The following is a 17,749-nucleotide window of genomic DNA, read 5'->3' on the forward strand; positions in this document are numbered from 1 at the left end:
ACATAAAGAGAGTGACATGGCTAAAAAGATTACCGGATACATCAAGCTGCAGGTGCCTGCAGGCGAGGCAAAGCCCGCGCCGCCGATCGGGCCTGCGCTGGGTCAGCGCGGCGTGAACATCATGGAGTTCTGCAAGGCGTTCAACGCCGGCACGAGCGAACTGAAGAAGGGCATGCCGATCCCGACCGTCATCACGGTCTATGCGGATCGCTCGTTCTCGTTCGAGACCAAGACCCCGCCTGCCTCGTACCTGATCAAGGAGGCCGCCGGTCTCAAGTCGGGTTCGAAGGAGCCGGGCAAGGTCGTCGCCGGCACGATCAAGCGCTCGCAGCTGAGCGAGATCGCCACGACGAAGATGAAGGACCTCAACGCCAACGATATCGACGCTGCGACGAAGATCATCGAAGGCAGCGCCCGCGCAATGGGCCTCGAAGTGGTGGAGGGCTGATATCATGGCTAAGCTGAGCAAGAAGCAGAAGGCCGTCACGGTCGACCTCGTCAAGCTGCACGGCATCGACGAGGCCATCGGCCTCGCGCGGTCGGGCGCCACGTCGAAGTTCGACGAGACGATCGAAGTCGCGCTGAACCTGGGCGTCGATCCGCGTCACGCAGACCAGATGGTCCGCGGCGTGGTGACGCTGCCCAAGGGCACCGGCAAGACCGTCCGCGTCGGCGTGTTCGCCCGCGGCGCGAAGGCTGAGGAAGCCCTCGCCGCAGGCGCAGACGTCGTCGGCGCCGAAGACCTGATGGAAATCATCCAGGGTGGCACGATCGATTTCGATCGCTGCATCGCGACCCCGGACATGATGGGCATCGTCGGTCGCCTCGGTAAGGTGCTGGGTCCGAAGGGCCTGATGCCGAACCCGAAGCTCGGCACGGTGACGATGAACGTCGCCGCCGCCGTTCAGGCAGCCAAGGGCGGCCAGATCGAATACCGCGTCGAGAAGGCCGGCATCATCCATTCGGGCATCGGCAAGGCGTCGTTCCCGGCGGAAGACCTGCGCGCGAACTTCGACGCACTGGTCGACGCGGTGGTCAAGGCCAAGCCGACCGGCGCCAAGGGCAAGTACGTCCAGAAGGTCGCGATCTCGTCGACCATGGGTGCAGGCATCAAGGTCGACACGACCGAGGTTGCTGGGGCGTAAGCCCAAGCCGCACGGGGTTAGCGCGAGCTAATCCCGAGACGGCGACAGGCCGGCCGGCGCGGGCAACCGCGACCGACGAGGACGGGATTTACTCCCGTCCTGCCGCTGATAGTTGAGAAGGGCCGGGAGCGATCCCGGCCCTTTTTGCGTGTCCGCCCTATCCGTCAGGGGGCTGTAGCCGAAGGTGACGGGGGAGGACACGCAACAGCGGATGTCGCCTTCCGCCCCCTCCGTCTGGCAGGCGCCAGCCACCTCCCCCTGGCGGGGGAGGATCGTGAGGTGGCGCGACGGTCAGGTTTGGGGCGAACGCCCCCTGCCCCTTACTCGGCCAGCGCGCGCCTGGCGTCGAGCGTCGTCGCGAACACCGAAACATACTGCGTCACGCGCGCCGCTTCCGCCTCAACCGCATATGCCGCCGCCATGTCAGGCGCGACGATCCGGCCTTCGACGATGTCGACGAGCGTGCGCGCGAGATCGAACGCGCTGCCAGGCTGGAAGGTGATGCCGGCCTCGTCACCCGCGACCTTCTCCGCCATGCCGCCGATCGCGCTGCACAGGATCGGCCGGCCTGCGACCAGCGCCTCCTGGATGACGACGGGGGAGTTCTCCCACCAGATCGAGGGCACGACGATCCAGTCATACTGGCGCATCAACGCGACGACGTCGGTGTTGGCGTAGCGTCCCTTGTTCGCGACCACATCGGCGTTGGCGTCGAGCAACGCGACGATCCTGGCGCGGAAATCGCCGCCTTGGATATCGAGGTTGGCGCCGTGGATGCCCACCGACAGCGATGGGCGAAGCGGCTTCGGAATCTGCGACACCGCCTCGAGCAGCACGTCCAGTCCCTTGTAGGGATTGATCTGCCCGAAGAAGCCGATCCGCGTCACGCCGTCGTTCGGATCGTCCAGGATCGGCCGCCACCCCTTGCGCAATCAGATCGGGCGACAACGGGTTGTCGATCACCGTGATGCGCGCGCGATCGAGGCCCCAGTCGACGAAGCGGTCGGCGAGAAACGCACTCGGCGAGACGAACCGCGCAATGGGCGCGAGCCGCTGGAGGATCATCGCCTTGCGGAGATAGAATTCGCCGGCGCTGTGATGCGGAAAGCAGGCCGAGCACGCGGCGGGAGATTCGTCGCGACAGAGCCGGCCGTCGGTCTTGATCATCTGGCCGTCATTGTGACAGATCAGCAGGAACTCGTGCAGCGTCAGCACGACCGGGACGCGCGCGCGGGCGAGCAGTTCGACGACGTCGAGGCTCCAGTAAGCGAGGTGCTCGATATGGACGATGTCGGGTTGGAACCGCTCTAGCAGTTGTCCGACCATCGCCTCCAGCACGGTGAAATGCGTGCTCTCGAGCGAGAAATGCTCCTGGCCCGGCGGATCCGCGAGAATCTCGGTCGGGCTCGCACCGAATGCGCCGAACGACGCATCGTGACCGATCGCGCTTCGCGGCGCGCGTGCGACCAGTACTGGGGCGATGTCGTCGCGACCGAGCAGCCGCGCATACAGCGCATGTGCCGCCTGCTCGCCGCCCCCGGTCGAGAACGCCGGATGGCCGTGCGCGAGGATCAGGACCCGCATAGTCACGCCGCCAGTGCCTGCTGCCAGCGCGTATTGAAGCGGATGCAGTTGAGATAGGTGATCGCGCTCCGCAACCCGGCCCCGCCGCTGAGAACGAGCGACTGACGTTCGAGATGCCGCATCCCGCCGCTCCGGACCAGACCGATCGGACGACCGCCCGCGACCGAGCGCATGCACAGATCGGCATCCTCGAAATCGCCGCGGACATAGCCCGGATCGAACCCGCCCAGCGTCTCGTACCAGTCGCGTGCGATCATCATCATCGCCCCGGTGACCGCTGGCACCGCGATCGTCATGGGCTCATCCGGATCGACCGGTACGGGAGGCAGTCCCTTGCCCGGATGCTCGGCGGCAAACAGGTCGTGGACGTGGCGACCCCTGCGCAGAACCATGCCGTCATGTTGCAGCGTATCGTCCTCGTACAACAGCCGAAACCCGACGATCCCGAACCGACCCTGATCCAGATCGGCGGCCGCCACCGTCAGCGCTTGCCCGTCCTCGATCCACACATCGGAGTTCTGGAACAACAGCAGCGGCGCGCGCGAAACGCCCACCCCGATCGCGTTCGCGACCGAAAATCCGTAATTGCCGCCGTTGATCACCAGGGTCGTGGGGCGCTCGATCAGGCTGCGGCGATCGTGCAGATAGTTGCGGACGAACAGGTGCTGGCGCGGATCGTCGCTGACGTAGATGAACTCGGTGCCCGCGGGATACGCGGACTGGTTGGCGAAGATCGCGCGCAGCAGGAACGGCCGTGCGTACAGCGGGATGATCACCGACAGCCGTGGCGGCTCCGACGCTTCGCACAGCCGTATCACCTCGTGCGTGACGGCATGGGCAGATCGCGCGGTCAGCAACGGTCCGGCATGGCGCAGCATCGCCGCCGGTGCGGGCAGCGCGGTGCCACCGAAATAGGTCGCAAAATTGTTCAGCGCGTTCTCCACGCTGTCCACCCGATCGTCGCGCAGCGCGAGCGCACCGAGCGGCGTTGCCGTGCCGCCGCGATCGGCCAGCACGAACAGCCGCCGCGTCGCACGATCGACCAAGGGCATCGTCGTCAGGAACCCGTGGTGTGTCGTCTCGACCGCGCTCCCGCGGCGTTGCATTGCCTCGGCGACATCGGGCCTGTCGAAAATTGCCAGGTCGGCCGAGACCCGCACGGCATCGAGCGTATCGGTCAGGATCACGACCTGTCGGGCTCCCGCATTCTCGATCCAGCCGCTGAGGATCAATCCGTTGCCGACCGGTGCCCAGCTATCCAGGAAGACCTGCGCGGTTTCGACCGCGGCACCGCCATTCACCCCCATCGCACCGCGCGCGATCTCAGGCGCAAACAACCCATGGTCGACGATCAGTTCGATCGGCCAGCGCTGGTCGGCCGCCACACCGTCCGGCCCCACCACCAGCTTGGCCACGGCGAACGGCTGGCTATGGACCGTGTTGCCGGCGGCGCCGAGCACCGTCAGCGTAAGGCGCGACTCGAACAGGTGCAGCCCGGCAAACGGCTCGATCGCGACGCCGATCACATAGCCGACGTCGATCGATTGACGGCCGTACATCGCGGCGACGTCCGCACGGTCGAACCTTACGCAGCATTCGACCGCCGCCTCGCCGACGCGACCGTCCGCCGTCTCCAGGCGGATCGCGACCGGATCGCCATCCGCCACCGTCCATCCGGCAAGAACGAGTTTCCCGGCGACCACGACGCCGGAATCGATGAACATACTCTCCACGGTCATAGGACGGATTGCCTCTTCGTGGTGCGGGTGATGAGCGGGTCGGGCTCGCGATCGACGGCTGGTCACCCTGCGGCGCCCACCGATACCGAGGCCTTACTCTCCCCGCATGCCCGATCAGGCCGGTGAGACGGTTGCCGGAACGGGCAGCAACGTTGCCGTACCATAGCCGGGGCGGAAGGACGTGCAAGGGTGTGATCCTTACCGTATCGGGCAACGTGGATTGACTGCATCGGCAATGGTTGCCAAGGCAACTACATGGATTTTTATACGACAGAGGCGTTCGGTCCCGATTGCTCGCTGGGCTTCCTCGCGCGGCGTATTAATCAAGGAGTGCAGGGTGCGCTCGAGCCGCTGTTCGCCGGTGCGGGACCGAGTGTGACGCAATGGTCGGCAATGGTGTCGATCTGGTTCGGTCGCGCGAATACTTGCGCGGATCTTGCGCGCGATCTGGCCCACGATCGGGGTGCGACGACCCGGCTGGTCGATACGCTGGAGCAGCAGGGTTGGGTCACCCGCACACGAGCGACCGACGATCGTCGCGTCGTGAATTTGATGCTCACCCCGGAAGGGACGGCCGTGACGCTGGACTGTCGCGATCGGGCGGTAGCCTATTGGAACCGCGTGTTGGTGGACTGGGATCGCAGCGAGGTCGAAACGATGATTGGGCTGATGCAGAAACTGCGCGGGACGCTCGAGTCCGCGGCGATCGAGGACCGAGAAGCATGACCCGAACGAGGCTGTTGCTGGCCACCACGCTGGCGGGATCGCTGGCGGGATGTGCGATCCCGGAGTCGCAAACCGCGGTTACGCCGCTTGCCGGGCCGTCGCTTGGGCTGTCGTACGCAGCCGCGAACACCGCTGCACCGGTCATCGCCGCCGATTGGTGGCGCGGGTTCGGCGACCGCCAACTCGACCGGCTGGTGACCGATGCGGTGGCGGGCAATCCCTCGCTCGATGCCGCTCTCGCACGGGTCGCGCAGGCGCAGGCGGTGTTGTCGACGAACCGCGCGGAGAACGGACCGAACGTGACGCTCGACGCGCAGGAGCAATATGCGCGACTGAGCGGGCGCTACACGATCCCGCCGCCCTATGCGGGGTCGACGCGGTTCGTCGGGACGGTGGCGGCGAACCTGTCGTGGAACCTCGATCTGTTCGGGCGGCAGAAGGCAGCGATCGTTGGCGCACGTGCGTCGGTAAGGGCGGCTGCGCTCGATCTGGCGGCGGCGCGGTTGGCGCTGTCGGGAGCTGTGGTACAGACCTATATCGACCTCGAACGCGCCGAGGCGCAGGCCGGAATCGCGACGCGAACGATCGCGACGCGTGAGAATACGCTGCGGCTGGTCAACGTGCGGATCCGCAACAAGCTCGGCAGCAAGCTGGATGCGCAGGCGGCGACGACGTTGCTGGCGCAGGCGCGACAGGCTCTGGTGCGCGCGCAGGCGGCGCAGGTGCTGGCGAAGAACGCGCTGGCGGCACTCGCCGGGCGCGGGGTGGACTATCCGGCGACGATCGGTGCGACCGCATTGAAGCTCGATGCGGTATTGCCGTTGCCTGCGTCGGTACCCGCCGATCTGCTCGCACGGCGGGCCGATATTGCGGCGGCGCAGGCGCGGATCGAGGCAGCGGCGGCGGGACGTCAGGTGGCACGACGTGCTTTTATCCGAACGTGAATCTGGCGGCGATGGCGGGGTTCCAGGCGATCGGGCTTGGCAATCTGGTCTCGCTCGATGCCGGGACGGTCGGCGTCGGGCCGGCGATCCACCTGCCGATCTTTGATAGCGGCCGGTTAAAGGCGGATCTGGCGGGAGCGACCGCGGCGCTCGATCTGGCGACCGCGGACTATAATGACCGCGTGATCGGCGCGGTGCGCGAGGCGGCGGATGCCGTGGCGCGGATCGGTGCGCTGGATGCCGACCGAAAGCGGCAACGCGAGGTGGTGCGCGGCTATGCCGAGACCGGGCGGTTGAATGCGATCCGCGTGTCGAGCGGGCTCGATAGCCGGCTCGATCTGGTCGACAACGACGTACGGTTGCTCGCAGCCGAGCAAGCCGATGCCGATCTTGCCGCAAATTCCGCGCAACAGCGCGTCCAGCTGGTGCTGGCGCTGGGTGGTGGTTTCGATTTTCAGGGTGTGACACGATGACCGATACGCAGACTTCCCCACCTGTCGCTGCGCCTGCGGGCAATCCGCAGGGTCGCAAGCGTGCGCTGACGATCCTCGGCGTGGTCGTGCTGATCGGCGCGATCGTGTGGGCGGTGTTCCATTTCCTGCTCGCCGCGCCCGAGCAGGAGACCGACGACGCGTATGTCGCGGGCGACGTCGTCTCGATCACCGCGCGCGATCCGGGACAGGTGACCGCGATCCACGCCGACAACACGCAGGTGGTGAAGGCAGGCCAGCCGCTGATCGATCTCGACGCCGCGACCGCGGATGTCGGTGTCGCCTCGGCCGAGGCGGAGTTGGCGCGGGCGGTGCGCTCGACCCGGTCGGATTTTTCGAAGGTGAACGAGACCGGGGCCGCGGTCGTGCAGGCGGAAGCCGAGCTGGCGCGGGCGCGGAACGACCTCGCGCGGCGGCGTGGCGCGGCGGCCGAGGGCGCGATCTCGGGTGAGGAACTGAGCCATGCGGCGGACCAGGTGAAGGTGGCGGCGGCGACGCTGCAACTCGCGCGTAGCCAGCAGGCGCAGTCGCGCAGCGGCGTTGCCGGCACCACCGTGTCGAACAACCCGGCGGTGATGGCGGCGATCGCGGCCTATCGCCGCGCGGCGATCACGCGGAGCCACATGCATGTCGTCGCGCCGATCGACGGGGTGGTGGCGCAGCGGACCGTGCAGCTCGGGCAGCAGGTGTCGGCGGGGATGCCGTTGATGGCGGTGGTGCCGCTCGACCGCGTGTGGGTCGATGCGAACTTCCGCGAGACGCAGTTGCGCGATCTGCGGATCGGGCAGCCGGCAACGGTGACCGCGGATATGTACGGCGACGATCTGGTCTATCATGGCCACGTGGTCGGGCTTGGCGCGGGCAGCGGCAATGCGTTCGCGCTGCTGCCGCCGCAGAATGCGAGCGGCAACTGGATCAAGATCACGCAGCGCGTGCCGGTCCGGATCGCGCTCGACAAGGGCGGGCTGCGGCGGAACCCGTTGCGAGTCGGGCTGTCGGTGAACACGATCGTCGACACCGCGGACAAGTCCGGCACGATGGTCGGGCGGCCGGCGGTAGCGGCATACAAGGGGCTCGCGACGGGCGCGGGCGTTGCTGCGGTCGAGGCGAAGATCCGGCAGATCATTGCGGCGAACCGGTGATGATCGGGCGGTGGCCATCACTTGGGATCGGTCCCTTCCTCATTGTTCTCCCGCGAAGGCGGGAGCCCAGTCTGGGTCCCCGCCTTCGCGGGGAAACAGTCTTGTTGCTGACCACCCGCATACATACCACACCACCCCGGCGGAGGCCGGAGCCCAGTTGGAGAGGTGGTCGTAACGGCACGCCGTCGATCATCAGCAACGTTCCCCAACTGGGCCCCGGCCTCCGCCGGGGTGGTGCCTCTGGTCAGGGTGGTGGCCGTGGCGGGGTGCTCTGCCCTCACCGGAACGTCGCATAATGGCCGCCCCCTCCACTACCGGCCCTGCCCCGCTCGTCGGCGGATCGCTCGCGCTCACCGCGTTCGCGCTCGCGCTTGGCACGTTCATGCAGGTGCTCGACACCACCATTGCCAACGTCTCGCTGCCGACGATCGCGGGCAACCTCGGCGTGTCCAGTGACAACTCGACCTGGATCGTGACCGCGTTTGCCGTCGCCAACGGCGTTGCGGTGCCACTCACCGGATGGCTGATGGGCCGGTTCGGCGTGGTGCGGACGTTCTGCGTGTCCGTCGCGCTCTTCACGATCGCCTCGTTCCTGTGCGGGATCGCGTGGGACCTGCCCTCGCTGATCGGTTTCCGCGTCCTCCAGGGCGCCGTCTCGGGGCCGATGATCCCCGGCAGCCAGGCGCTGCTGATCGCGATCTTCCCCGCGCATAAACGCGGCACCGCGCTCGCGATCTGGTCGATGACGACGCTCGTCGCGCCGATCATGGGACCGATCCTCGGCGGCTACATCTCCGATAACTATCACTGGAGCTGGATTTTCCTGATCAACGTGCCGTTCGGCGTGTTCACCGCGTTCATCTGCTGGAACAAGCTGGGCAAACGCGACACGCCGACGCGAAAGCTGCCGATCGATCAGGTCGGGCTGATCCTGCTGGTTGTGTGGGTCGGTGCGCTCCAGATCGTGCTCGATCTCGGCAAGAACGACGACTGGTTCGCCGCCGACCGGATCGTCATCGCCACCATCGTCGCCGCGATCGGCTTTGTCGGCTGGCTGATCTGGGAGCTCACCGACGCCAACCCCGCGGTGAACCTGACGCTGTTCAAGAACCGCAACTTCGCGATCGGCACGACCGCGTTCTGCCTAGGCTATGCGGTGTTCTTCGCCAACACGCTGTTACTGCCGCTCTGGCTGCAGACGCAGATGGGCTATACCGCGACCTGGGCCGGGCTGGTGGCTGCCCCCAGCGGTGCGGTCGCGGTGATCCTGACGCCGTTCGTCGCCAAGCTCGCGGGCAAGTTCGATGCGCGCATCCTCGCCAGCGTGGCGTTCGCGGCGTTCGGCTACTCCTATTACCTGCGTTCGGGCTACACGACCTATGCGAGCTTCTACGATCTGATGCTGCCGATGCTGGTGCAGGGAATCGCGATGAGCACGTTCTTCCTGTCGATGCTGACGATCTCGTTCGACCGCATCCCGGCCGAGCGGCTGCCATCGGCGACCGGCATCTCGAACTTCGTCCGGATCACCGCGGGCAGCTTCGCGGCGTCGCTGATCACCACCGCATGGGACCGGCGCGAGACGCTCCACCAAAGCCGCTTGTCGGAGGCGGTCGGCGCGGGTTCGCCGTATCAGCTGGCGCGCGAGGGGCTGGCACGGATGGGGCTGACCGACGTGCAGTCCGCCGCCGTCGTCACGCGCCAACTCGTCGGGCAGGCGTATCTGCTGGCGTCGACCGACCTGTTCCGACTGTCGTCGTGGCTATGCCTCGCGTTGATCGTGCTGGTCTGGTTCACCCGCCGCCCCGATCCCCCCAAGGGTCCGATCGCGGCGGATTGAGGGGAAGGACGCTCGTTAGCGCAGCGTCAGCATCAGGCGGACGCCGTTGCCCGCGCGCAGCGTCAGGCGGCTGATCGGTTCGGGATCGTCGCCGGGGATCGTCGCGAGATCGAACGTCCGCACGATCCCCGCCAGCGTCAGCAACGCCTCCTGCTGTGCGAACCCCGCGCCGATACACACCCGCGGCCCCTTGCCGAACGGGAGATACGCGTGGCGACACGCGTCGGCCTGGTCGGGATCGTCGAAGCGATCGGGATCGAAGCCGTGCGGCTCGGGGAAATTATCGCGGTTGCGCTGGACCAGCCACGGCGACACGACCAGCATCGCGCCGGGATCGAGATGCTTGTCGCGCATCTCGACCGGGCAGGTCACGCTGCGCACGAGAAAACTCAGCGGCGGATAGAGCCGCAGCGTCTCGCGGAAGACGTTGCGCGTCACGCTCAGGCCCTTCAGCGACCCGTAGGTGAGCGGCCCCTCCCCCGCCTCCGCGCGGATCGCATCCTGCAACGCGGGGTCGCGCGCGAGCAGGTACAGCGCCCAGGTGATCGCACTCGCCGCGGTTTCGTGCCCGGCGAGGAAGATTGTCGAGACCTGCTCCATCACCTCGTGCTCGGTGAACGCTGCGCCGGTCCGCGGATGGCGCGCATCGATCAGCGACTGGAGGATGTCCGCGCCCCGCTCGCCGCGCGCATGCGTCGCCGCGTAGCGCTCGGCGACGATCCCCGCGAATACCGCGTGGATTCGTGCGGCGGCGCGGCGCGCGCGACCGAGATAGCCGAACCCCGGCAGGCGATAGAGCCGCAGCATCGCGCTGCGCTGCGCCTGCTTCTGATACTCGTGGAACGCCTCGAAGATTTCGCGCGCGCCGGCCGCATCGAGTGGCTGCGAAAACATCGTGCGGAAGATCACGTCGGCGGCGATGTGTGTCGCCAGCGGATCGATCGCCACCGGCTTCGCCAGGTCGAGGCCGCGCATCGTCGCGAGCAGATCGTCGACCGCGGCGGCCATCATCGGGAACACGCCCTTCAGCGCGGTATGGCTGAACGCGGGGTTCACCATCGCGCGCTGATCGCGCCAATCCTGCCCGTTCGACGAGAACACCGAATTGCCGATCAGCGGATCGAGCAGGTCGTTAAGAAAGGCGTCCTTGGGAAATATTGCCGCATCGGTCTCGAGGATACGGCGGACCAGCGGCAGCTCGTTGGCGATGTAGAACGACAGCGCGGGCAGGTGCATCTCGCCCATCTTCATCGTGTAGCTTTTGTCGAACAGCACGTGGATCCACGAATTCCAGCCGCGCAGGAACCGTTTGAACAGCGAGGATCTGGTGGCGTGCGGCTGTGGATAGGGCGGCGTGAAGCGGACGCTCATGCGATCGTCCGGAACGCCGCGACCGAGGCCTCGATGCTGCGCGCGGATGCGGTGAGGCTGGGCAGATCGAGCGGGCTCACGCGGTCGCCGACGCGCAGATAGTCGAAATGGATCTCGTATTTGTTGCGCCAGCCCTTGTGATAGGTTTCGGGCTCGTAGAACCGGTGGAAGCGCGGGCTGAGCAGTTCGATCTGCGGGCGCGGCGACGGGCCGACCAGCAGCAGCGGGTTCGCCCCGAAGAACGCCGCGCCATCGGGTGGCGAGCCGATGTCGATCCAGCGGAAATCCTGATGCGACAGATACCGAAGCCGCGCGTGAAACCGCACCGCGTCGCGGCGGCAGGCGACCAGCGGGATGCAGTGGCCATAGGTGACGAGCACGAAATTCGCCGGCAGAATGCCGTCATAGCGCTCGAGCAGTCGCGCCATCAGCAGCATCGCGAGGATCGAGCCGTTGCTGTGGCTGACCAGCAGCACCTCGTCATGATCGCCGTGCAGGTCCTTCGCAATCTCGTCGGCGAACGCGTCGAGCCGCGCCTGAAGCGCTGGGCTGCCCTCGCCGTCGCCGAACTCGCCGTTGAACACGGCGAACCTCAGCAGCCACGGCGCGCGGATTGCGTCGAGCAGCGGGATCGCGCCCGCGCCGCCGATGACGAGGCCTAGGCCGAGCGCGAGCCACCACGGCAACCAGAGCAGCGCGATCAGGAACACCGGCAGCGCGAGTAGCAAGGGCAGCAGGATGCCGAGGATCGGCGGATAGAGCATCGTCACCAGCGGGCCGGTGGCGAGCTTCCTGACGGTGGCGAAATCGAACAGGCGGAGATACCCGGCATAGACACGGGCGGCGCGCAGGGCGAGTTGGACCGGATTGCGGATCCACGCCTGCTGGACGATGTCCTCCCACCGCAGGAAGCTATAGTCGGTGGTCGCGTCGGCGGTATCGTTGCGGATCGTCCAGTCGCTGCGGATCGCCGAGGCCTTGCGGCGGCTAGACATGGTCACGGCCTCACCGGTCTTGTCGGCATAGCGACCAAGCTGTTCCTTGGCGAGATTGTAATAAAAACGCACGCCGCGGGGATCGAAGCCGCCGACGTAAAAGACTTTGCGCTTGAATATCGTCACGATCGCCGCCTACTTCCCGCATGCCGACTGACGAAAAACCGCCTGAACGCAACTATTGCCACCTCTTGGATCACCGCAAATATAATCGCAATCGCGGCTGTCAATTACACGACAATGCCTATGGTATTGCCGGCGGCGGCAGTGAATCCAATCGATACGTGGCAGATACTGAATTCTACCGTCGAATGCGCGATCAAAACGATCCGATGGCGATCCCTGCACTGCTGGCATGTCGCGGGTTCGGTTGGTTTTTCTTCAATTATCACCCGGGGTACTGGCTTTGGCGAGGCCAGATGGTGCGGCGTTTCGTCAAGGCGCAGTCATGACGCTTGCGCCGTCGCCTATCCGGCGCGTGACCGTCGGCGCGGTGACGTTCGCCTCCGACCTGCCGTTCGTCTTCGTCAGTGGGCCATGCCAGATCGAAACCCGCGACCATAGCCTGCGGCTGGCCGACTATCTGGTCGCTGCGACACGCGCCGCCGGCGTACCGTTCGTGTTCAAGGCCTCCTACGACAAGGCAAACCGGACCTCCGGCACGGGCCGGCGCGGCATCGGCCTCGACGAAGGCCTGCGGATCCTCGCCGACGTTCGCGACGCGTTCGGCTGTCCGGTGCTGACCGACGTGCACGCGGTCGACCAGGTCGCCGCGGTCGCGGACGCGGTCGACATCGTGCAGATCCCCGCGTTCCTCAGCCGGCAGACCGACCTGCTGCTCGCCGCAGGGCGATCGGGACGCGTGGTCAACGTCAAGAAGGGCCAGTTCCTCGCACCGTGGGACATGACGGCGGTCGCGGCGAAGATCGCGTCGACGGGCAACGAGGGCATCATCCTGTGCGATCGCGGCGCGAGCTTCGGCTACAACACGCTCGTATCGGACATGCGCGCGCTGCCGATCATGGCGCGCACCGGCTATCCGGTGATGTTCGACGCGACGCATTCGGTGCAGGCGCCGGGCGGTCACGGCGACTCCTCGGGTGGCGACCGCGACTTCGCGCCGGTTCTGGCGCGTGCAGCGGTCGCGGCGGGGGTCGCCGCGGTGTTCGCCGAAGCGCATGACGACCCCGCCAACGCGCCGTCGGACGGGGCGATCATGTTGCCACTCGACTGGATCGCACCGCTGTTGGCGAAGCTGGTCGCGATCGATGAGGTGGTGAAGGCGTAAGCGCCGCCCGTTTGCTGCGACTTCCCTCGACGTGCCAGAAACTGGGCGTCGGGGACAATGGCCGTTGCGGCACGGTTGGGACGGAACGGCGATTCCGGCAGCGATGCCCCGGTTAAGTCCGGCGGGTCACGGACGCACGTCCCAACTCACCGCCAGGGGCGGCGCGTTCGCGCCCACGGCGATCATCCCGTAGGCGCCGGTGCGCAACCTCGTCACGCCGGGCAAGGCGAAGCGGGCGTGTCCGCTGCTCGTGACCACCAGCAGCGTACCGGCGGCGGCGGCCAGTGCGCCGCGCCAGGCACTCCGACGCGCATCGGCATCGACCTGCCACCCATCGGGCGCGACCGCATCGGTGTTCCAGGCGTCGAGCGCGGGTTGCCCGACGCGCGCGAGCACGGCGGTTTCGCAGCGATCCTCGTCGGGCCCATGGTCGATCTCCCGCAGCCATTCGGCAATCGTCACCGCGCGATCCTGCCCTGCCGCCGCCAGCAGGATCTGGGCCGTCTGTCGGGTGCGACGCAACGGACCGCAGACGACGCGATCGAAGACGATGCCGCGCCGCGCAAAGTCATGACCCAGCGCGCGCGCCTGTTCACGGCCGGTGACGACCAGCGGCAGATCGGTGCGGCCGCCGATCCGGCGCGGCGCATCATCCGTGCCGAACGTATTGCCGTGGCGGACGACGAACACGCGCGCGATCATGGATCGTCCAGCGGATCGCCATGCGCCGCGATCAACGCCTCGGCCCGGACGATGTCCGCCTCCGTATCGATCCCCGAAATGTCGAACCGTGCCGGTGCGATCTCGACCGCATCGATCGTCAGGCCGAGCTCGAACAGGCGAAGCTGCTCGAGCCCCTCATGGCGCTCGAGTTCGGTCTGCGCCGACGCTTCGAACGCCTGCAACGCGGCCAGCCGGTAAGCATAGAGCCCGACATGCCGCCATACCGGCGACAGCGTCATCGACAGCGCCCGCACGGTAGCTTCGTCGCGGATCGCCGGCAGGATCTGCTTCGAGAACCACAGCGCCCGCCCCGCGGTGGTGCGCACGCACGTGGTGCCGCTAAACGGTGCGGTTCGCTTGTGCAGGCGCAGCGCATCGAGCGCAGGCCAGTCAAGCCGGACCACCGACGTCGCGATATCCGCGGTTCCGACCGAGAGCGCGGCCGTCACCGCCGCGACCGCAGCAGGCGACTGGAACGGCGCGTCACCCTGGAGATTGACGACGATCCGCGGCGATAGGCCGCTCTGCGTCTTCGTCGCCATCGCCGCGGCTAGCGCACGCCCCGACCCCGAGGTGATCGCCCGCCGCGTCATGATCGCCTCACACCCGATTGCGCGGGCATGCGCTGCGATTTCCGGCGTGTCCGTCGCGACGACCAGCGTGGCATCGTCGAGCTGTGCGATCGCGCGGCGACCGAGCCCGATCGTCCGATGCAGCAGGCTGAGCCCGGCGATCGTCCGCAACGGCTTCATCGGCAGCCGCGACGACCCACCGCGGGCGGGGATGACCACCAGGATTGTCAGGCGATGCCTGCGCGCAACGTATCGTGCATGTGGATGACACCGAGCAGATAGCCGGCATCGGCGACGAACATCATCGTCACGCTGTTCGCCTGCATCCGGCGAAGCGCCTCGGACGCAAGCTCGTTCGGGGCTATCTTGATCGGGTTGCTCGTCATCCACGCATCGACGCGCGCGGCCATGCTGCCGCCGCCGGTGATCGTTCGGCGCAGATCGCCATCGGTGAACGCGCCGACCAGCCGATCCTCGGCATCGACGACTGCGGTGCCTCCGAACCGCGCCCGCGTCATCTCGGTGGTCGCATCGAGCAGGCTGGCATCGGGCCGGACCTTGGGAACGTCGCCGCCGGTCGACATCAGGTCGTGCACCTTGAGCAGTTGCGCGCCCAACCGGCCATTGGGATGGAATTTGTAGAAATCGTCCGCCGAGAAACCGCGCAGGTCGACGAGCGCCATCGCCAGCGCATCCCCGAGCACGAGTTGCAGCGTCGACGAGGTGGTCGGCGTCAGCGCGATCGGGCAAGCCTCGCGCACCGCCGGGAGGTTGATCAGCACGTCCGCCGCGCGTCCCGCCGTGCTGCGCGCGTGAGGTGATCGCGGCCATCGGGATACCGAAGCGCTTGCAATAGGTGATGATCGGCGCGAGTTCGGCGCTCTCGCCCGAGAGCGTGATCATCAGCACCAGATCCTTGTCGGTGATCATGCCGAGATCGCCATGCCCCGCTTCGGCGGGGTGGAGGAACATCGCAGGCGTACCGGTCGAGGTGAGCGTCCCAGTGACCTTGCGCGCGATGATTCCGCTCTTGCCCATGCCAGTGACGATCACTCGCCCGCTAAGTCGATAGATCTGCTGCACAAGCTGTTCGAAAGCTTCGGAAAATGATCGGTCCGTGAAGCGATCAAACAGCGCTTCGAGCCCTTCCGACGTGATTGCGAGCGTCCGAAGTGCGGATGCCGCGGTTCGCGACATGCCCAATGTTCGTACTGCTACCGCCGATCTCGCCGTCATGATTATCACCCCCGTGTAATCTTTATCCTCTCAAGGCTTTGCCGATCACCGTATTCGATATCATCGATCCGGAATGCCCCCACGACCTATACGCCATTTTATTTGATGGTTGTTATTATTGTCCGATCGAATTCAGTCCCGGATATTATCCTGAATTGTTGGCCGACAACAATAGACGATGCGTACAATATCGATAGCGACGTGCCATTCCTGGATCGTTCGCGATTTTCGTCGCGGCGGCGGCGAAATCGAAACGATACCGAAACTTTTCAAGCCTAATGATCTGGTTACCAAGTTCAAACGCCTGTGGGGGCCAGACCTATGACGATCACGACACCCGTTTTGCGGGTCGCAGCCGCATGCCTTTTCCTGAGCACCGCACCGGCGATCGCCGGCGAGATACCGACTTGCGGCAACACCGTGAGCACGCCGCGGCTGGTCTGCGACGAGGGCGCCTGCATCCGCGTTCCCGTCAAGGATCTGTGCGATGCCGTGCGTGCCGCGTATCCCGGCAAGCGGCGGGCGCTCCGCCCGAGTCGGATCGAACTGAACCCGGTCCGCGATGAATTGACGCTGCTGATCGCAAGCGTGAGCTAGGCGATTAACGCTAAAGGCGGGCGGTAGTCGGACGCGCGGTAGTCTGGCGGGCGGCGGTCAGGCGGGTCTTCGAGACCGCCTATCGAACACGAACGCCGCACCGGGAACGACGATGCCGGTCGCGGTCGGCGACAACGTGCCGTCCAACTGGATATCGAGCAGCGTCACGCGGTGATCGCGTTCGTGCGCGACGATCATCTGGCGCTCATCCTCGAGCAACAGGAAGAATCGCGGCGAGGCCCCGCCGCTGGCGACATGCTGGAGCAGGACCGGGTCGCCCTCGTCATCGAGCGCGAAGACGGCGATGCTGTCGTCGCCCCGGTTCGACACATAAAGCCGGTTGCCCGCCGCGTTTGCCGCGATGTGCGCGACGATCGACCCCTGTGCCGCATCGACCGGCAGGGTCGATACCGTCCTGCGCGGGCGGAACACCGCCCCCTCGATCTCCAGGACGACCAGGTGATTGGTCAGCTCGCACGCGAGATAGGCCAACCCCGGTCGGTGGGGGTGCAGCAGAAGGTGGCGTGGCCCTGAGCCGGGTGGCGCATCCAGTGCGACGATCGGCTGACCGAGCGTACCGTCCTCGGCATCGAACGCGAACGCCAGCACCTGATCGGTGCCGAGATCGGTTGCGTAGAGCCAGCGATTATCCGGGCTGAACCCGACCCAATGCGCGTGGGGCGACTGCTGCCGATCGGGATTCGGTCCCGACCCGGTGTTTTGCCGCACGATCGGCACGCCGACCGGGAGACCGGTCTGCGGGTCGAGGCTTTGCACCGACAGGCTGCCGCTGGCGTAATTGGCGACCGCGAACCAGCACTCGCTGCGATCAAGCGCGATGTGGCATGGTGCGACGCCGCCAGTCGGTATTTGTGCGAGGCAATCCCAGGGCGCGGCCCCATCATCCTCGCGCCTGCGGAACACCCCGACCGACCCGCCATGCTCGTCGACCAGATAATGAAGATCGAACCGCGTGGCATGGACGCCAAACGAACAGTTCTGCGCGGGATGTGCCGGCGCGGGCATCGTCCATTCCCCGGCACCGCGATGCAACGGATACACCCCCTTCCCGCCGCCGTCGGCATAGGTCCCGATCCACAGCGATGCGGCAGGCCGGTCGGTTTGCGGTTCTAGGTCGTGGCGCGTCATCACCCGCGCCTTACGCTGTTCCATTGGCGAAGAAAGGCTGATCGTGTCGATCGACGATGCCCGCCCGATGGGTCGTCGCGGGCGCGGGCGCGGTCAAGCTTACTGCAATTGCAGTTATCCTCTCCCGCCGGCCACCCGCGCCCTTCCCCGATCCGCTCCCCCTTGCTAAGGCCCCAGCGGTAACAGCATTTTTCGCTCGGTCCCCGA

The 17,749-nt window shown here is 66.5% G+C and carries 17 protein-coding genes and 2 pseudogenes; 10 read left to right on the top strand and 9 right to left on the bottom strand.

The window, feature by feature from the left end:
- The first annotated feature begins 16 nt into the window (after positions 1-16).
- Together rplK and rplA are read left to right on the top strand one after the other, a co-directional pair.
- Positions 17-448, top strand: coding sequence for a 50S ribosomal protein L11 (rplK, locus tag QP181_RS09560; RefSeq protein WP_056047586.1), 432 nt, complete (start codon positions 17-19; stop codon positions 446-448).
- Positions 449-452: 4 nt separating this feature from the next.
- Positions 453-1,145, top strand: coding sequence for a 50S ribosomal protein L1 (gene rplA, locus QP181_RS09565; RefSeq protein WP_056047582.1), 693 nt, complete (start codon positions 453-455; stop codon positions 1,143-1,145).
- Between the two features lie 320 nt (positions 1,146-1,465).
- Here the strand turns inward: rplA and QP181_RS09570 are convergent, their stop codons facing one another.
- From QP181_RS09570 to QP181_RS09580, 3 genes and pseudogenes are all read right to left on the bottom strand, one after another.
- Positions 1,466-2,032 (bottom strand): glycosyltransferase, encoded by a 567-nt coding sequence (locus tag QP181_RS09570; RefSeq protein ID WP_333928369.1) that lies wholly within the window; start codon positions 2,030-2,032, stop codon positions 1,466-1,468.
- A 61-nt stretch (positions 2,033-2,093) separates the two neighbouring features.
- A pseudogene (locus QP181_RS09575) lies at positions 2,094-2,729 on the bottom strand (glycosyltransferase); the annotation flags it as partial.
- Positions 2,730-2,731: 2 nt separating this feature from the next.
- The gene (locus tag QP181_RS09580) at positions 2,732-4,453 is read right to left on the bottom strand and encodes a hypothetical protein (RefSeq protein ID WP_333928370.1); all 1,722 of its coding nucleotides are present in this window, start codon (positions 4,451-4,453) and stop codon (positions 2,732-2,734) included.
- 270 nt (positions 4,454-4,723) lie between these two features.
- Here QP181_RS09580 and QP181_RS09585 point away from each other — a divergent pair, with 270 nt between their 5' ends.
- From QP181_RS09585 to QP181_RS09605, 5 genes are all read left to right on the top strand, one after another.
- Positions 4,724-5,194 carry a MarR family winged helix-turn-helix transcriptional regulator gene (locus QP181_RS09585; RefSeq protein WP_333923037.1) on the top strand — a complete coding sequence of 157 codons (471 nt, stop codon included), beginning with the start codon at positions 4,724-4,726 and terminating at the stop codon, positions 5,192-5,194.
- Positions 5,191-6,138 (top strand): TolC family protein, encoded by a 948-nt coding sequence (locus QP181_RS09590; protein ID WP_333928371.1) that lies wholly within the window; start codon positions 5,191-5,193, stop codon positions 6,136-6,138. Before QP181_RS09585 ends, QP181_RS09590 begins: the two co-directional genes overlap by 4 nt.
- Positions 6,139-6,149: 11 nt before the next feature.
- Positions 6,150-6,611, top strand: a complete 462-nt coding sequence (locus QP181_RS09595) for a TolC family protein (protein ID WP_333928372.1) — start codon at positions 6,150-6,152, stop codon at positions 6,609-6,611.
- Positions 6,608-7,771 (top strand): HlyD family secretion protein, encoded by a 1,164-nt coding sequence (locus tag QP181_RS09600; RefSeq protein ID WP_333928373.1) that lies wholly within the window; start codon positions 6,608-6,610, stop codon positions 7,769-7,771. The genes QP181_RS09595 and QP181_RS09600 overlap by 4 nt, the downstream gene beginning before the upstream one ends.
- A gap of 295 nt (positions 7,772-8,066) precedes the next feature.
- Entirely contained in the window at positions 8,067-9,611 is a 1,545-nt protein-coding gene (locus tag QP181_RS09605; RefSeq protein WP_333928374.1) for a DHA2 family efflux MFS transporter permease subunit, read from the top strand.
- A 15-nt stretch (positions 9,612-9,626) separates the two neighbouring features.
- Here the strand turns inward: QP181_RS09605 and QP181_RS09610 are convergent, their stop codons facing one another.
- Both QP181_RS09610 and QP181_RS09615 read right to left on the bottom strand, forming a co-directional pair.
- Positions 9,627-10,982, bottom strand: coding sequence for a cytochrome P450 (locus tag QP181_RS09610; RefSeq protein WP_333928375.1), 1,356 nt, complete (start codon positions 10,980-10,982; stop codon positions 9,627-9,629).
- Positions 10,979-12,103, bottom strand: coding sequence for a histidine phosphatase family protein (locus QP181_RS09615; protein ID WP_333928376.1), 1,125 nt, complete (start codon positions 12,101-12,103; stop codon positions 10,979-10,981). The genes QP181_RS09610 and QP181_RS09615 overlap by 4 nt, the downstream gene beginning before the upstream one ends.
- A 20-nt stretch (positions 12,104-12,123) precedes the next feature.
- Between QP181_RS09615 and QP181_RS09620 the strand changes: the two genes are divergently transcribed.
- The gene (locus QP181_RS09620) at positions 12,124-12,429 is read left to right on the top strand and encodes a hypothetical protein (protein WP_333928377.1); all 306 of its coding nucleotides are present in this window, start codon (positions 12,124-12,126) and stop codon (positions 12,427-12,429) included.
- Positions 12,426-13,265, top strand: a complete 840-nt coding sequence (gene kdsA / locus QP181_RS09625) for a 3-deoxy-8-phosphooctulonate synthase (RefSeq protein WP_333928378.1) — start codon at positions 12,426-12,428, stop codon at positions 13,263-13,265. Before QP181_RS09620 ends, kdsA begins: the two co-directional genes overlap by 4 nt.
- 126 nt (positions 13,266-13,391) lie before the next feature.
- On the opposite strand, the gene QP181_RS09630 is transcribed toward kdsA, so the two are convergent.
- The 3 genes and pseudogenes from QP181_RS09630 to QP181_RS20010 all read right to left on the bottom strand — a co-directional run bounded on the left by QP181_RS09630 (position 13,392) and on the right by QP181_RS20010 (position 15,757).
- Entirely contained in the window at positions 13,392-13,967 is a 576-nt protein-coding gene (locus tag QP181_RS09630) for a histidine phosphatase family protein (protein WP_132741480.1), read from the bottom strand.
- On the bottom strand, positions 13,964-14,779 hold the full coding sequence (gene kdsB / locus QP181_RS09635; RefSeq protein WP_333929607.1) for a 3-deoxy-manno-octulosonate cytidylyltransferase: 816 nt from the start codon (positions 14,777-14,779) through the stop codon (positions 13,964-13,966). Before kdsB ends, QP181_RS09630 begins: the two co-directional genes overlap by 4 nt.
- Before the next feature lie 8 nt (positions 14,780-14,787).
- Positions 14,788-15,757: pseudogene (locus tag QP181_RS20010) on the bottom strand (KpsF/GutQ family sugar-phosphate isomerase).
- A 360-nt stretch (positions 15,758-16,117) separates the two neighbouring features.
- On the opposite strand from QP181_RS20010, the gene QP181_RS09650 reads away from it, so the two are divergent.
- On the top strand, positions 16,118-16,393 hold the full coding sequence (locus QP181_RS09650; protein WP_132741474.1) for a hypothetical protein: 276 nt from the start codon (positions 16,118-16,120) through the stop codon (positions 16,391-16,393).
- Positions 16,394-16,450: 57 nt separating this feature from the next.
- Here the strand turns inward: QP181_RS09650 and QP181_RS09655 are convergent, their stop codons facing one another.
- Positions 16,451-17,542, bottom strand: a complete 1,092-nt coding sequence (locus tag QP181_RS09655; protein WP_333928379.1) for a lactonase family protein — start codon at positions 17,540-17,542, stop codon at positions 16,451-16,453.
- Positions 17,543-17,749: the final 207 nt, after the last annotated feature.

It is taken from the genome of Sphingomonas sp. LR55, from assembly GCF_036856015.1.
GTDB lineage: Bacteria > Pseudomonadota > Alphaproteobacteria > Sphingomonadales > Sphingomonadaceae > Sphingomonas.

What these genes read in the sequence shown, in the direction of transcription:
- QP181_RS09605 (WP_333928374.1), top strand. Translation starts at nt 8,067, where the DNA reads ATGGCCGCCCCCTCCACTACCGGCCCTGCCCCGCTCGTCGGCGGATCG.
- QP181_RS09595 (WP_333928372.1), top strand. Translation starts at nt 6,150, where the DNA reads ATGGCGGGGTTCCAGGCGATCGGGCTTGGCAATCTGGTCTCGCTCGAT.
- kdsA (WP_333928378.1), top strand. Translation starts at nt 12,426, where the DNA reads ATGACGCTTGCGCCGTCGCCTATCCGGCGCGTGACCGTCGGCGCGGTG.
- QP181_RS09580 (WP_333928370.1), bottom strand. Translation starts at nt 4,453, where the DNA reads ATGTTCATCGATTCCGGCGTCGTGGTCGCCGGGAAACTCGTTCTTGCC.
- QP181_RS09600 (WP_333928373.1), top strand. Translation starts at nt 6,608, where the DNA reads ATGACCGATACGCAGACTTCCCCACCTGTCGCTGCGCCTGCGGGCAAT.
- QP181_RS09650 (WP_132741474.1), top strand. Translation starts at nt 16,118, where the DNA reads ATGACGATCACGACACCCGTTTTGCGGGTCGCAGCCGCATGCCTTTTC.
- QP181_RS09620 (WP_333928377.1), top strand. Translation starts at nt 12,124, where the DNA reads ATGCCGACTGACGAAAAACCGCCTGAACGCAACTATTGCCACCTCTTG.
- QP181_RS09610 (WP_333928375.1), bottom strand. Translation starts at nt 10,982, where the DNA reads ATGAGCGTCCGCTTCACGCCGCCCTATCCACAGCCGCACGCCACCAGA.
- QP181_RS09590 (WP_333928371.1), top strand. Translation starts at nt 5,191, where the DNA reads ATGACCCGAACGAGGCTGTTGCTGGCCACCACGCTGGCGGGATCGCTG.
- QP181_RS09655 (WP_333928379.1), bottom strand. Translation starts at nt 17,542, where the DNA reads ATGACGCGCCACGACCTAGAACCGCAAACCGACCGGCCTGCCGCATCG.
- QP181_RS09630 (WP_132741480.1), bottom strand. Translation starts at nt 13,967, where the DNA reads ATGATCGCGCGCGTGTTCGTCGTCCGCCACGGCAATACGTTCGGCACG.
- rplA (WP_056047582.1), top strand. Translation starts at nt 453, where the DNA reads ATGGCTAAGCTGAGCAAGAAGCAGAAGGCCGTCACGGTCGACCTCGTC.
- QP181_RS09585 (WP_333923037.1), top strand. Translation starts at nt 4,724, where the DNA reads ATGGATTTTTATACGACAGAGGCGTTCGGTCCCGATTGCTCGCTGGGC.
- rplK (WP_056047586.1), top strand. Translation starts at nt 17, where the DNA reads ATGGCTAAAAAGATTACCGGATACATCAAGCTGCAGGTGCCTGCAGGC.